This window comes from Salipiger sp. (assembly GCF_059781815.1).
Genome location: NZ_JBYNAH010000159.1, coordinates 1 through 12,478, shown reverse-complemented (window position 1 = coordinate 12,478; position 12,478 = coordinate 1). Strand labels below are relative to the sequence as shown.

The 12,478-nt window shown below is 67.6% G+C and carries 11 protein-coding genes; all 11 read left to right on the top strand.

The window, feature by feature from the left end:
• Positions 1 to 122 precede the first annotated feature (122 nt).
• The 11 genes from AC6RA4_RS17180 (at position 123) to AC6RA4_RS17130 (ending at position 12,345) form a co-directional block, all read left to right on the top strand.
• The gene (locus AC6RA4_RS17180; protein ID WP_500162437.1) at positions 123 to 1,175 is read left to right on the top strand and encodes an ABC transporter ATP-binding protein; all 1,053 of its coding nucleotides are present in this window, start codon (positions 123 to 125) and stop codon (positions 1,173 to 1,175) included.
• Between the two features lie 93 nt (positions 1,176 to 1,268).
• A complete protein-coding gene (locus AC6RA4_RS17175; protein WP_500162435.1) occupies positions 1,269 to 2,381 on the top strand; it encodes an ABC transporter substrate-binding protein in 1,113 nt (370 codons plus the stop codon).
• 55 nt (positions 2,382 to 2,436) lie between these two features.
• The gene (locus tag AC6RA4_RS17170) at positions 2,437 to 3,246 is read left to right on the top strand and encodes an ABC transporter permease (protein WP_500162433.1); all 810 of its coding nucleotides are present in this window, start codon (positions 2,437 to 2,439) and stop codon (positions 3,244 to 3,246) included.
• The gene (locus AC6RA4_RS17165) at positions 3,243 to 4,061 is read left to right on the top strand and encodes an ABC transporter permease (protein ID WP_500162431.1); all 819 of its coding nucleotides are present in this window, start codon (positions 3,243 to 3,245) and stop codon (positions 4,059 to 4,061) included. The genes AC6RA4_RS17170 and AC6RA4_RS17165 overlap by 4 nt, the downstream gene beginning before the upstream one ends.
• A 74-nt stretch (positions 4,062 to 4,135) precedes the next feature.
• Complete coding sequence (locus AC6RA4_RS17160; protein ID WP_500162429.1) at positions 4,136 to 5,296, top strand: acyl-CoA dehydrogenase family protein; 1,161 nt, start codon at positions 4,136 to 4,138, stop codon at positions 5,294 to 5,296.
• Between the two features lie 3 nt (positions 5,297 to 5,299).
• On the top strand, positions 5,300 to 7,342 hold the full coding sequence (locus tag AC6RA4_RS17155; RefSeq protein WP_500162427.1) for an acetate--CoA ligase family protein: 2,043 nt from the start codon (positions 5,300 to 5,302) through the stop codon (positions 7,340 to 7,342).
• Entirely contained in the window at positions 7,339 to 8,121 is a 783-nt protein-coding gene (locus AC6RA4_RS17150; protein ID WP_500162425.1) for a carnitinyl-CoA dehydratase, read from the top strand. Before AC6RA4_RS17155 ends, AC6RA4_RS17150 begins: the two co-directional genes overlap by 4 nt.
• Positions 8,122 to 8,130: 9 nt before the next feature.
• Positions 8,131 to 9,051, top strand: coding sequence for a 3-dehydrocarnitine:acetyl-CoA trimethylamine transferase BcoG (gene bcoG, locus AC6RA4_RS17145; protein WP_500162423.1), 921 nt, complete (start codon positions 8,131 to 8,133; stop codon positions 9,049 to 9,051).
• Complete coding sequence (locus AC6RA4_RS17140; RefSeq protein ID WP_500162421.1) at positions 9,048 to 10,469, top strand: carnitine 3-dehydrogenase; 1,422 nt, start codon at positions 9,048 to 9,050, stop codon at positions 10,467 to 10,469. The genes bcoG and AC6RA4_RS17140 overlap by 4 nt, the downstream gene beginning before the upstream one ends.
• Before the next feature lie 14 nt (positions 10,470 to 10,483).
• On the top strand, positions 10,484 to 11,218 hold the full coding sequence (locus tag AC6RA4_RS17135) for a class II aldolase/adducin family protein (RefSeq protein ID WP_500162439.1): 735 nt from the start codon (positions 10,484 to 10,486) through the stop codon (positions 11,216 to 11,218).
• A gap of 119 nt (positions 11,219 to 11,337) precedes the next feature.
• Positions 11,338 to 12,345, top strand: coding sequence for a zinc-dependent alcohol dehydrogenase family protein (locus tag AC6RA4_RS17130; protein ID WP_500162420.1), 1,008 nt, complete (start codon positions 11,338 to 11,340; stop codon positions 12,343 to 12,345).
• Positions 12,346 to 12,478 lie beyond the last annotated feature (133 nt).

The window sequence follows — 12,478 nt, the reverse complement described above, 5'->3', positions numbered from 1 at the left end:
CTTGAAGTCAGCCGCCTTCGCCCCAAGATCGAAGCGTGACAAATTCCATTTGTCGCGCTTCTCAAAAAGTTTCATTTGCGGTTCATCTTCGACGCTCTCAGTCTTGGGCAACACGGACAAGAATGAAAAGCGAGGCGATTGTGTCGAACACAACGCAGATCGAAGCACGTTCGGTCGGAAAGAAATTCGGGAAATTCCACGCCCTGCGTGACATCTCCCTGCAGATCTCCGAAGGCGAGTTCCTCTCGCTTCTGGGCCCCTCCGGTTCGGGCAAGACCACCTTTCTCACGCTGCTCGGCGGCTACGAGCCGGTGACCAGCGGCAGGCTGCTGCTGGAGGGCCAGGACATGACCACTTGGTCGGCCAACCAGCGCGGTTTCGGCATGGTGTTTCAGGGCTATGCGCTGTTCCCCCATCTCACGGTGGCCGAGAACATCGCCTTCCCGCTGAAGGTGCAAAAGCGCTCCCGGGCGCAGATCGCCGACCGCGTCGCGCAGATGGTCGAGATGGTCGGGCTCTCGGGCCACGAGCACAAGAAGCCCAAGGCGCTCTCGGGCGGTCAGCAGCAGCGCGTGGCGCTGGCCCGGGCGCTGGCCTACGAGCCCAAGGTGCTGCTGCTCGACGAGCCGTTCTCGGCGCTCGACAAGAACCTGCGCGGCCAGATGCAGGAGGAACTCCGGCGCCTGCACCGCGAGCTCGGCACCACCTTCGTCTTCGTCACCCACGATCAGGAGGAGGCGCTGGCGCTCTCCTCGCGCATCGCCATCTTCAACCACGGCGCGCTGCAGCAGATCGGCCCCCCGGACGAGGTCTACGAGCGCCCCGCGAACCGCTTCACCGCCGAGTTCCTCGGCGACATCAACATCCTGTCGCTCGATGGCAACGCGGGCGGCATCGCCGGCACGGCGGTCGAGCTGCCGTCGAATGCCACCGCCTTTGAGCACGTGGCGATCCGCCCCGAGCACATGCGCCTCGCCACCGCGGGCGACGGCAACCAGCTGCCTGCGCGGGTGCGCGACCGGGTCTATCTCGGTTCGAAATCGCGGCTGCTGCTCGAGACCCGCGCCGGCGAGGAGCTGATGCTCTACTTCGACAACGGCCCCGGCCTGCCGCCGCCCGATCCCGGCGCCGAGCTGCATGTCGCATGGGACACCCGCGACAGCTTCGTCGTCTGACATTTCCCGAACTGCCGATCCCGCAAGACCGGGGCGCCTGCGCGCCCGGGAGCGGGAGAGGTCTACCCGATAACCAAAGCAACAGGTGAGACAATGACCAACCACTTTCAGAATGACCTCGTGGAAATCCTCAAGGAACGGACGGTGAAGGGACAGATCTCGCGCCGCCAGATGCTGCAGGGGCTCGGCGCCCTGATGGGCACCACCGCGCTTGGCCTCGGGGCCGGCAGCGCACAGGCGCAGGAGGGCCGGCTGGTCTTCGTCAACTGGGGCGGCGACGCGCTCGATGCGATGGACGCGGCTTTTGGCAAGCCCTTCGCCGAGGAAACCGGCATCAAGGTGCTCTATGACGGCTCCGGCCCGACCGAAGGCGCCATCACCGCGCAGGTGCAGGGCGGCCGTCCGACCTGGGATCTCGTCGATGCCGAGCCGTTCTCGTCGCAGGCGCTTGGCCGCCAGGGCATGATGGAGCCGATCGACTATGATGTCGTCGACCCGGCCAAGCAGCGCGAGGGCTTCCACTGGGAATACTCGTCGTCGTGCTACTTCTACAGCTACGTCATCGCCTACGACGCCACCAAGTACGACACCCCGCCGACCTCGCTGGCCGATTTCTTCGACACCGAGAAATTCCCCGGTAAGCGCTCGATGTACAAGTGGGGCGCGGGCATGTGGGAAGCGGCTCTGCTCGCCGACGGTGTGGCGCCCGCGGATCTCTACCCGCTCGATCTCGACCGGGCGCATGCGAAGATCGAGGGCTTCAAGGAGCATGTCGGCGCGTTCTGGGGCGGCGGGGCCGAGAGCCAGTCGCTGCTGCTCAACGGCGATGTCTCGATGGCGCTGATCTGGAACACCCGCGCCAGTCTGCTGCACAAGGACACCGAGGGCGAGATCACCTTCACCTGGGATGACGGCATCGTCGGCCCGGGCGGCATCGGCGTGCTCAAGGGCAATCCCGGCGGCAAGGACGCGGCGATGAAGTACATCGCGGCCACCCAGGAGCCCGAGCGCCAGGTGGTGCTGTTCCAGATGCTGGGCAACGGCCCGTCCAACCCGGCAGCCGATGCGCTGATCCCCGAGGATGAGCGCCGCTTCAACCCGATGGACCCGGAGAACCTGCCCAAGCAGGTGGCGCTCGATATGGCGTGGTACGAGGAGAACTACAGCGCCGCGCTCGACGCCTATCTCCAGATCATCTCTGCCTGATCCCCGAAACCGCCGCCTCCGCCCGCATGGTCGGGGGCGGCGCCAAGGAGCCTCCATGCGCGCCTCCCTCTTCCTCATCTGTCCCGTGCTGCTGTTTCTCGGAGCGAGCTACCTGCTGCCGTTCCTCGGGATCGTGCAGCTGAGCTTCACCGACCCAGACCCAGGGCTGGCCCAGTACGGCCGCGTGCTGTCCGAAGGTCTGCCGCTCGGCGTGATCTGGCGGACGCTGCGGCTCTGTGTCATGGTCACCGCCGTCTCGGTGAGCTGCGCCTATGTCATCACCTTGCTGTGGGTGCGGGGCAGCCCGCTGGTGCGCTCGATCACCGAGCTCTGCATCATGATCCCGTTCTGGATCTCGGTGCTGAGCCGCGCCTTCGGCTGGCTGTCGATGCTCTCGAACCGCGGCCTGCTCAACACCTGGCTGCAGGATCTTGGCCTGATCGACAGCGCCATCCAGATGACCCGCAACGAGTTTGCCGTGGTCATCGGCATGTCGCACTACCTCATTCCCTTCGCGGTCTTCCCGCTCGCCACCGCCATGCGCAACGTCGACGAGCGCGTGCTCACGGCCGCCGACGGCATGGGGGCCTCGCGGCTGCGGATCTTCTGGCAGGTTTTCCTGCCGATGACCGCCAGCGGCATCATGGGCGCCACGCTGCTGGTCTTCGTCTTCTCCATCGGCTTCTACGTCACGCCCGCGCTTCTGGGCGGCGGACAGTCGGTGCTGGTGGCCGAGATGATCTACCTCTGGATCTTCCAGATCCCGCAATGGGGCATGGCTGCGGCGATGAGCGTCGTGCTGATGCTCGCGGTGGGCGGCATTCTCTACATCCTGATGCGTCGCTACGGGGAGATGGCGAAATGAACCGGCTTCGTCCCGGCGTGGTTGCCACGCTTGTTTCCTCGCTCGTCGCGCTGTTCCTGCTGATGCCGCTGATCGCGGTGGTGCCGGTGAGCTTCACATCGCGCCGCTACCTGTCTCTGCCCAACGGCGACTGGTCCTGGCGCCACTACGCGGCGCTCTTCGAAGATCCCGACTGGGGCAGCAGCCTGCTGACCTCGGTGCAGGTCGGCGTGCTGGCAAGCCTGCTGGCGGTGGTGCTCGCGGCGGCGTTCTGCATCGGCATCTGGATGCTGCGCCCGCGCGGCGCCGGCCTGATGACCGGCTTCGTGCTGCTGCCGATGGTGGCGCCGCCGGTGGTGTCATCGCTGACGCTCTACTTCTTCCTCAACCAGCTGGCGCGGTGGAACTCGCTCATCGCCTACGACAAGCTCGGCGGCGTGGTGCTGGCCCACATGGTGATGATCGTGCCCTACGCGGTGGTGGTCATCATGGTCTCGCTGAGCCAGCTCGACCGGCGCATGGATCTGGCCGCCCAGTCGATGGGCGCCAGCGTGCCGACCCGCGTCTTCGGGGTGATCCTGCCCAACATCCGCTTCGGCCTGCTCGGCGCGTTCTTCCTCTGCTTCCTGCTGAGCTGGGACGAGATCGGCGTGACGCTCTTCGTCACCTCGGTCGAGACCATCACCCTGCCGCGCCGCATGTGGATGGGCCTGCGCGACAATGTCGACCCGGCCATCGCCGCGCTCTCGGTGCTGCTGATCCTCGTCGTCACCGTGCTGGTGGCGATCCGCGCGGCGATGCTCATGCGCAAGGAGCGGCAGGCCCGCGCCTCCTGACACAGACACCGCGCCGCAGCGGCGCGGCTTCCCCCTGCAACCCCACACTTCCGACCCAAAGAAAAGGGTGACCCATGCATTTTGGACTGACCGAAGAACAGGAGATGATCGTCTCCACCGTGCGGAGCTTCGTCGAGAACGAGATCTACCCACACGAGGCGCTGGTCGAGCGCACCGGCGAAGTGCCGGCCGAGATCGCGCAGGAGATAAAGCAGAAATGTCTCGACCTCGGTTTCTACGCCTCGAACTTCCCCGAGAGTGTCGGCGGCCCGGGCCTCAGCCACGTGGATTTCGCTCTGGTCGAGCGCGAGCTCGGGCGCGGCTCGATGGCGCTGACCCACTTCTTCGGGCGCCCGCAGAACATCCTGATGGCCTGCAAAGGCGAGCAGGTCGAGAAATACCTGATGCCCGCCGTGCGCGGCGAGAAGATGGACGCGCTGGCGATGACCGAGCCCGATGCCGGCTCCGACGTGCGCGGCATGAAATGCTCGGCGGTGCGTGACGGCGGCGACTGGGTGGTGAACGGCTCCAAGCACTTCATCTCGGGCGCAGAGCATGCGGATTTCGTCATCGTCTTCGTCGCCACCGGCGTCGACGAGACCCCGCGCGGCCCCAAGAAGCGCATCACCTGCTTCCTCGTGGACCGTGGCACCCCCGGCTTCGAGATCGCCCGCGGCTACAATTCGGTCTCGCACCGGGGCTACCAGAACTCGATCCTTTACTTCGACAATTGCCGCCTCTCCGACGCGCAGGTTCTGGGCGAGGTCGATGGCGGCTTCGACGTGATGAACGAGTGGCTCTATGCCACCCGCATCACCGTCGCCACCAACTCGGTGGGCCGGGCGCGCCGGGTCTATGACCACGCGGTCGCCTATGCCGCCGAGCGCAAGCAGTTCGGCCAGGCGATCGGCAAGTTCCAGGGCGTCAGCTTCCAGATCGCCGACATGATCACCGAGATCGATGCCGCCGACTGGCTGACCCTCGCCTCGGCATGGCGCCTCGACCAGGGCCTGCCGGCGAACCGCGAGATCGCCTCGGCCAAGGTCTATGCCTCGGAAATGCTTGCGCGCATCACCGACGCGGCGCTGCAGATCCACGGCGGCATGGGCCTGATGGACGAGCTGCCGATCGAGCGCTTCTGGCGCGACGCCCGGGTCGAGCGGATCTGGGACGGCACCTCGGAGATCCAGCGCCACATCATCAGCCGGGAGATCTTCCGGCCGCTGGGAGCCTGAGCCATGTCGCCGCTGAGCCGTTTCTTCTCGCCGAAGGCCATCACCGTGATCGGTGGCGGCGCATGGTGCGAGGCGGTGGTACGCCAGTGCCGCGCCACCGGCTTCACCGGCCCGATCTGGCCGGTGCATCCGAAGAAGTCGGAGGTCGGCGGCGCGCCGGCCTATCCCGATCTCGCATCGCTGCCGGGCGTGCCGGATGCCGCCTTTATCGGCGTCAATCGCGAGCTGACCGTCAAGATGGCGGGCGACCTCTCCAGGATGGGCTGCGGCGGGGCGGTGTGCTTTGCCGCCGGCTTCTCCGAGGCGGTCTCCGAGCTTGCCGACGGCGATGATCTTCAGGCCGAGCTGGTCGCCGCCGCGGGCGAGATGCGGGTGCTCGGGCCCAACTGCTACGGCATTGTCAACGCGCTGGACGGCGTGGCGCTCTGGCCGGACCGGCACGGTATGTCCAAGGTCGAGAGCGGCGTCGCGGTGATCGGCCAGTCGTCGAATGTGCTCATTAACCTGACCATGCAGCGCCGCGGGCTGCCGCTCGCCGCCGTGGTGGCGGCGGGCAATCAGGCGCAGACCTCGATGTCGGATCTCGGCATTGCACTGCTCGAGGATCCGCGCATCACCGCGCTCGGCCTGCATATCGAGGGCATCAGCGACCTTCCCGCCTTTGAGGCGCTGGCCGCCCGGGCCGCAGAGCTGGGCAAGCCCATCGTGGCGCTGCGCGTCGGATCCTCGGAGCAGGCGCAGGCGGCGGCGGTCTCGCACACCGCCTCGCTCACCGGCTCTGACGCCGGCGCGCGGGCGCTGCTGCGCCGGCTGGGCGTAGCACAGGTCGAGACCCCGACCGAGCTCATCGAGACGCTGAAGATCCTGCACGTCACCGGCGGCCTGCGCTCGGCGCGCATCGCCTCGGCCTCGTGCTCGGGCGGCGAGGCCTCGCTGATGGCCGATATGGGCGAGATCGCCGGCGTCCGCTATCCGGCGCTGACCGAGGCCCAGAAGAGCGGCCTGCGCGCCGCGCTCGGCCCCAAGGTCGCGCTGGCCAACCCGCTGGATTACAACACCTATATCTGGGGTGACGAAGACGCGCTCGAGGCCACCTTCACGGCGCTCTGCGACGCGCGCGCAGGGCTGGGCCTTGGCTGCGTGGTGGTCGACTACCCGCGCGACGACCGCTTCGAAGCGCCGGATTACGATCAGGTGCTGCGCGCCGTGGCCAAGACCCGCGAGGCGACGGGCACGCCGATGGCGATGATCTCGCTGCTCTCCGAAGGCCTGCCCGAGGCGGTCGCGCAAAAGGCGCTCGAGCTGGGCATCGTGCCACTCTGCGGCATGGGCGACGGGCTCCGCGCGATCCGCGCCGCCGTCCTCGCCTCCACCGAGGGCAACGCGCGGCCTCAGCCGGTGACCCTGCCTCTCAACGGCCACGGCGCGGCGCGGGTGTTCTCGGAAGCCGAGGCCAAGGCGCTGCTCAAGGGCTTCGGGGTCCGGGTGCCCGGCTCCGCCCGCGCAAACGCCGCGCAGGTCGGGGAAACCGCCGAGACCATCGGCTTTCCGGTCGTACTGAAAGGCGAGGGCATCGCCCACAAGACCGAGGCCGGGGCGGTGGTGCTCAACCTCGCCAGCGCGCAGGAGGTGACGGAGGCGGCGGCGAAGATGTTGGCCCAGAGCTTCCTCGTCGAGGAGATGATCACCGGCACCGTGGCCGAGCTGATCCTCGGTGTGACCCGCGACCCGGCGCATGGCTTCGTGCTGACGCTGGGGCTGGGCGGGATTCTGACCGAGCTGATCCGCGACAGCGCCTCGGTGCTGATCCCGGCCACGCGAGACGATGTCCGCGCGGCGCTCGACAGCCTGCGCACCGCGCCGCTCCTCACCGGCTACCGGGGACGCCCCGGCGCCGATATCGAGGCGGTGATCAACACCGCCATGGCGCTGCAGGCGCTGGTGCAGGACAACGCCGCTCGACTGCACGAGATCGAAATCAACCCGCTGATCTGCCGCGCCACGGACGCGGTGGCGGCGGATGCCCTGATCAGGATGGAAGAATGACCCAGAACGTGCTGACCGAGCGCCGCGGCGCGGTGCTCGAGGTGACCCTGAACCGCCCCAAGGCCAACGCGATCGACATGGCGACCAGTCGCGAGCTTGGCAAGATCTTCACCGCCTTCCGCGACGACCCCGAGCTGCGCGTGGCGCTGCTCACCGCGCAGGGCGAGAAGTTCTTCTGCCCCGGCTGGGATCTCAAGGCCGCCGCCGAAGGTGAGGCGGCGGACGCCGATTACGGCGTTGGCGGCTTCGGCGGCCTGCAGGAGCTGCGCGGCCTCAACAAGCCGGTGATCGCCGCGGTCAACGGCATCGCCTGCGGCGGCGGGCTGGAGCTGGCGATCAGCGCCGACATCATCCTCGCCGCCGATCACGCCACCTTTGCCCTGCCCGAGATCAACTCGGGCACCGTGGCGGATGCGGCGACGATCAGGCTGCCTAAGCGCATCCCCTATCACATCGCCATGGAGCTGCTCTTCACCGGGCGCTGGTTCGACGCCGAGGAAGCGCATCGCTGGGGTCTGATCAACCGCATCCTGCCCGCCGCCGAGCTGATGGCCGAGGCGCGCAAGATGGCCGAGGAGCTGGCTTCGGGGCCGCCGCTGGTCTTTGCCGCGATCAAGGAGATCGCCCGCGAGGCCGAGGACATGAAGTTCCAGGACGCGCTCAACCGCATCAACGGCAGCCAGTTCGAGACCGTCGAGCGGCTCTACCGCTCCGAGGACCAGAAGGAAGGCGCCCGCGCCTTCGCCGAGAAACGTGATCCGGTCTGGAAAGGCCGTTAAGGAGATCCCATGACCCTCCAGATGAACCGCAAGCCCTTCATCACCGCCGCCATCACCGGCGCGGGCGCCACGCAGGACAAGAGCCGGCTGGTGCCGCGCTCACCGGCCGAGATCGCCGAGGCCGCGATCGACGCCGCCAAGGCCGGTGCGGCGGTGGTGCATTGCCATGTCCGCGACCCGGAAACCGGCGCGCCCTGCCGGGACCGGGCGCTGTTTCGCGAGGTGACCGACCGCATCCGGTCGTCCGAGGTCGACGTGGTGCTGAACCTGACCGCCGGCACCGGCGGCGACCTGACCTTCGGTGAGGTCGAGACACCGATGGAGCTTGATGGCGCTGCCACCGACATGGCGGGCGCGACCGAGCGCATGGCGCATATCCGCGATTGCCTGCCCGAGATCTGCACCCTCGACTGCGGCTCGATGAATTTCGGGGACGGCACCTACGTGATGACCAACACCACCGAGATGCTGCGCGCCATGGGCCGGATGATGACCCAGCTTGGCGTGAAGCCCGAGATCGAGGCCTTCGACACCGGCCACCTCTGGTTCGCCAAGCAGCTGGTCAAGGAAGGCGTGCTCGACGATCCGGCGCTGGTGCAGCTCTGCATGGGGATCCCGTGGGGCGCGCCGGGTGACATGAACACCTTCATGGCGATGGTGAACAACGTGCCCGAAAGCTGGACATGGTCGGCCTTCAGCCTCGGCCGGGACGAGATGCCCTATGTCGCCGCAGCGGCGCTGGCGGGCGGCAATGTGCGCGTCGGGCTGGAAGACAACCTCTATCTCGAGCGCGGCGTCATGGCGACCAACGCGCAGCTGGTCGAGAAGGCCGCAACCATCCTGTCGAACATGGGCGCGTCGCTGATGACACCCCAAGAGGTTCGCGACCAGCTCGGCCTCGTGAAGCGCGACATGCCGGTGCCCGCATGAGCCGGGCAGCCCTCATCGGCGGCGGCGTCATCGGCGGTGGCTGGGCGGCGCGCTTCCTGCTCAACGGCTGGGATGTGGCCCTGTTCGACCCGGATCCCGAGGCCGCGCGCAAGGTCGGCGCGGTGCTCGAGCGCGCCCGCGCCTCGCTGCCCGCGCTCTACGATCGACCGCTGCCGCCCGAAGGGGAGCTACGCTTCTGCGAGACGCTCGAAGAGGCCGTCCAGGGCGCCGACTGGGTCCAGGAAAGCGTCTCCGAGCGGCTGGAGCTGAAGCACAAGGTCTATGCCCAGATACAGACGCATCTCCCCGAGGGCTGTTTCATCGCCTCGTCGACCTCGGGCTTCAAGGCCTCCGATCTCGCCAGCGCCGGCGCGCCGGTGGTCGTGGTACACCCGTTCAACCCGGTCTACCTGCTGCCGCTGGCCGAGATCACCGGCGCGCCGGAGCTGCGCGCGCGGGCGATCGCGGTGGTGCAGTCCCTCGGCATGCACCCGCTCGAGATGCAGACCGAGATCGACGCGTTCATCGGCAACCGTTTCCAGGAGTCGCTCTGGCGCGAGGCGCTGTGGATGATCCGCGACGGCATCGCCACCACCGAACAGATCGACGACGCCATGCGCATGGGCTTCGGCCTGCGGCTGGCGCAGATGGGCCTCTTCGAGACCTACCGCCTCGCCGGCGGCGAAGCCGGCATGGCCAGCTACATGGAGCAGTTCGGCCCCTCGCTGCACTGGCCGTGGTCGAAGCTGACCGACGTTCCCGAGCTCGACGCCGCGCTGGTCAAAGCGATCAGCGACCAGTCCGATGCGCAATCGGGCCACCTCAGTATCGCCGAGCTCGAGCAGCTTCGCGATGACAACCTCGTCGCCATCCTGCGCGGGCTGCGCCGTACCGAGAGCGGGGCAGGGGGCGTCATCGTCGCGCGTGAGGCGCAGCTTGCCACGGGTGGCGAGATCGACGGCCTGCCGATCACCTCGCGCCGCGCTGTGCCGGTCACCTGGACCGACTATAACGGCCACATGAACGAGGCCGCCTATCTCGAGCTTGGCACCTGGGCCACGGATGGCATGATGACGCTTGTCGGCGCCGATGAGGCCTATGTCGCGAGCGGCAAGAGCTTCTTCACCGTCGACACCCGCATCCGCTATCTCGACGAGGTCCATCGCGGCGCGGTTCTGACGGTGACGACGCAGGTGCTCGAGGGGGCGGGAAAGAAGATGAAGCTGTTCCACCGCGTGCTGAAGGCGGATGGCAGCCTCGCCGCCACCATCGAGACGCTGATGCTGCACACCGACCTGGCCACCCGCCGGGCCTGCTCACCGGAGCCGCAGGTGGCCCGGGCGCTCGAGGATTTCGCCCTCCGCCATGCCGGACGCCCAGCCGAGGGCGCCGGCGGCGCGGTCGGCCAACGCAATTGAGGAAGGAAGCCATGATGTCCCCCGAAGAGAAACAGACCCGCGAAGAGCTGGCCGCCTGCTACCGCCTCGCGGCGCTGCACCGGTTCACCGACCTCATCTACACCCACATCACCGCCCGGGTCCCGGGCGAGGACGGCCATTTCCTGATCAACCCTTACGGCTGGCGCTGGGAAGAGATCACCGCCTCCTCGCTGGTCAAGATCGACGTCGACGGCAACAAGGTCGACGGCAGCCCGCACCGGGTCAACCCGGCGGGGTTCACCATCCACTCCGCCGTGCACATGCATCGCCACGACGCGGCGTGGATCATGCACACCCACACCCGCGCGGGCGTTGCCGTGTCGTGCATGGAGGAGGGGCTGCTGCCGCTCAACCAGATCTCGCTGCAGTTCCACAACCGCATCGCCTATCACGACTTCGAGGGCATCGCGCTCGATCTCGAGGAGCGTGAGCGCATCGTGGCCGATTTCGGCGACCACCCGGTGCTGGTGCTGCGCAATCACGGGCTCATCGCGACGGGGGGCAGCGCGGCGGAGATGTTCAACAACATGTTCTACCTCGAACGCGCCTGCGAGATTCAGGTCGCCGCGACGTCGTCGGGGAAGAAGCTGCGCCTCGTCGATGACGAGGTCGCCAGCCACGTCCACGCGCAATACGCCCAGATGAACGAGGAAGACGGCGACCTTCAGCTCGAGTGGGAGGCGCATCTGCGCTCCATCGAGGGCAAGGGCAGCGACTACCGCGCCTGACCCCTCGGACCGACATCGGGACGGGCACGGCGGGATGGCCGCGCCCGTCGTCCATGCTAGGTAAGCGTGGGCGCCCGCGCCTCGGCGGGCCAAACCGGCACTGCAGGAAAGGCGATGACATGAAACAGGTGGCGATCAGGGCTCCCGGCGGGCTCGACAATCTGGTGATGAGCGATGTCGACGATCCGGCGCGCCCCGGCCCCGACGAAATCACCGTGCGTCTGCATGCCAGCTCGCTCAATTACCACGATTACCGGGTCTGCGCGGTCGAGGGGGCGCTGCCCGACGGGCGCATTCCGATGGCCGACGGCGCCGGAGTGGTGGAGGCGGTGGGCGAAGGCGTCACCGAGTTCGCAGAGGGCGATCACGTGGTCTCGGGGTTCTTCCCCGACTGGCAGACCGGCGACGCGCGCCCCTGCGATTTCTCCACCACCCCCGGCGATGGCCGCGACGGCTATGCCCGCGAGCGTGTCACCCTGCCGACAAGCTGGTTCACCCATGCCCCAAAAGGCTGGACGCATGAAGAGGCCGCAACGATCACCACCGCCGGCCTCACCGCGTGGCGGGCGCTGGTGGTGGATGCGGGCCTCAAGGCGGGGGACGTGGTGGCGGTGCTGGGCACCGGCGGCGTGTCGATCTACGCGCTGCAGCTGGCCAAGGCGATGGGCGCGACGGTGATTGCGACCTCGTCGTCGGACGCCAAGCTCGACCGCCTTCGGGCGCTTGGCGCCGATCACGTGATCAACTACCGCACCACGCCCGAATGGGGCGAGGAGATGCGTCGCCTGACCGGTGGGCGCGGCGTCGACATCGTGGTCGAGGTCGGCGGACCGGCGACGCTGGCGCAGTCGATCGTTGCGGGGCGTCCGGGCGCGCATATCGCCCTCATCGGCGTTCTGACCGGCCGCTCGGGCGACATCCCCACGGCGCTTCTGATGGCGCGTCAGCAAACGTTGCAGGGGCTGATTGTGGGCTCGCGCGAACAGCAGAAGGATTTCGTGAAGGCGCTGGAGGCGCTGAAGTTGCGCCCGGTCATCGACCGCAGCTTCCCGCTGGCGGAGCTGGCGGCGGCCTTCCGCTACCAGGAGAGCGGGGCGCATTTCGGCAAGATCTGTGTCAGCTTCTAGCGCAGCGGCAGGCGCCAGGCCGGATACCACCGACCCCGGCCCGACAGCTGAGCTTGCAAGAGATATTACATAATCCCTATTACAGGATTTCTGAGAGTGCGCAGGTGGATTCACATCCGAAGTGCAAATTCTG

Excerpts from the sequence above, each read along its gene's own strand:
- AC6RA4_RS17180 (WP_500162437.1), top strand. The coding sequence starts at position 123 with ATGAAAAGCGAGGCGATTGTGTCGAACACAACGCAGATCGAAGCACGT.
- bcoG (WP_500162423.1), top strand. The coding sequence starts at position 8,131 with ATGACCCTCCAGATGAACCGCAAGCCCTTCATCACCGCCGCCATCACC.
- AC6RA4_RS17165 (WP_500162431.1), top strand. The coding sequence starts at position 3,243 with ATGAACCGGCTTCGTCCCGGCGTGGTTGCCACGCTTGTTTCCTCGCTC.
- AC6RA4_RS17150 (WP_500162425.1), top strand. The coding sequence starts at position 7,339 with ATGACCCAGAACGTGCTGACCGAGCGCCGCGGCGCGGTGCTCGAGGTG.
- AC6RA4_RS17130 (WP_500162420.1), top strand. The coding sequence starts at position 11,338 with ATGAAACAGGTGGCGATCAGGGCTCCCGGCGGGCTCGACAATCTGGTG.
- AC6RA4_RS17135 (WP_500162439.1), top strand. The coding sequence starts at position 10,484 with ATGTCCCCCGAAGAGAAACAGACCCGCGAAGAGCTGGCCGCCTGCTAC.
- AC6RA4_RS17155 (WP_500162427.1), top strand. The coding sequence starts at position 5,300 with ATGTCGCCGCTGAGCCGTTTCTTCTCGCCGAAGGCCATCACCGTGATC.
- AC6RA4_RS17175 (WP_500162435.1), top strand. The coding sequence starts at position 1,269 with ATGACCAACCACTTTCAGAATGACCTCGTGGAAATCCTCAAGGAACGG.
- AC6RA4_RS17140 (WP_500162421.1), top strand. The coding sequence starts at position 9,048 with ATGAGCCGGGCAGCCCTCATCGGCGGCGGCGTCATCGGCGGTGGCTGG.
- AC6RA4_RS17170 (WP_500162433.1), top strand. The coding sequence starts at position 2,437 with ATGCGCGCCTCCCTCTTCCTCATCTGTCCCGTGCTGCTGTTTCTCGGA.
- AC6RA4_RS17160 (WP_500162429.1), top strand. The coding sequence starts at position 4,136 with ATGCATTTTGGACTGACCGAAGAACAGGAGATGATCGTCTCCACCGTG.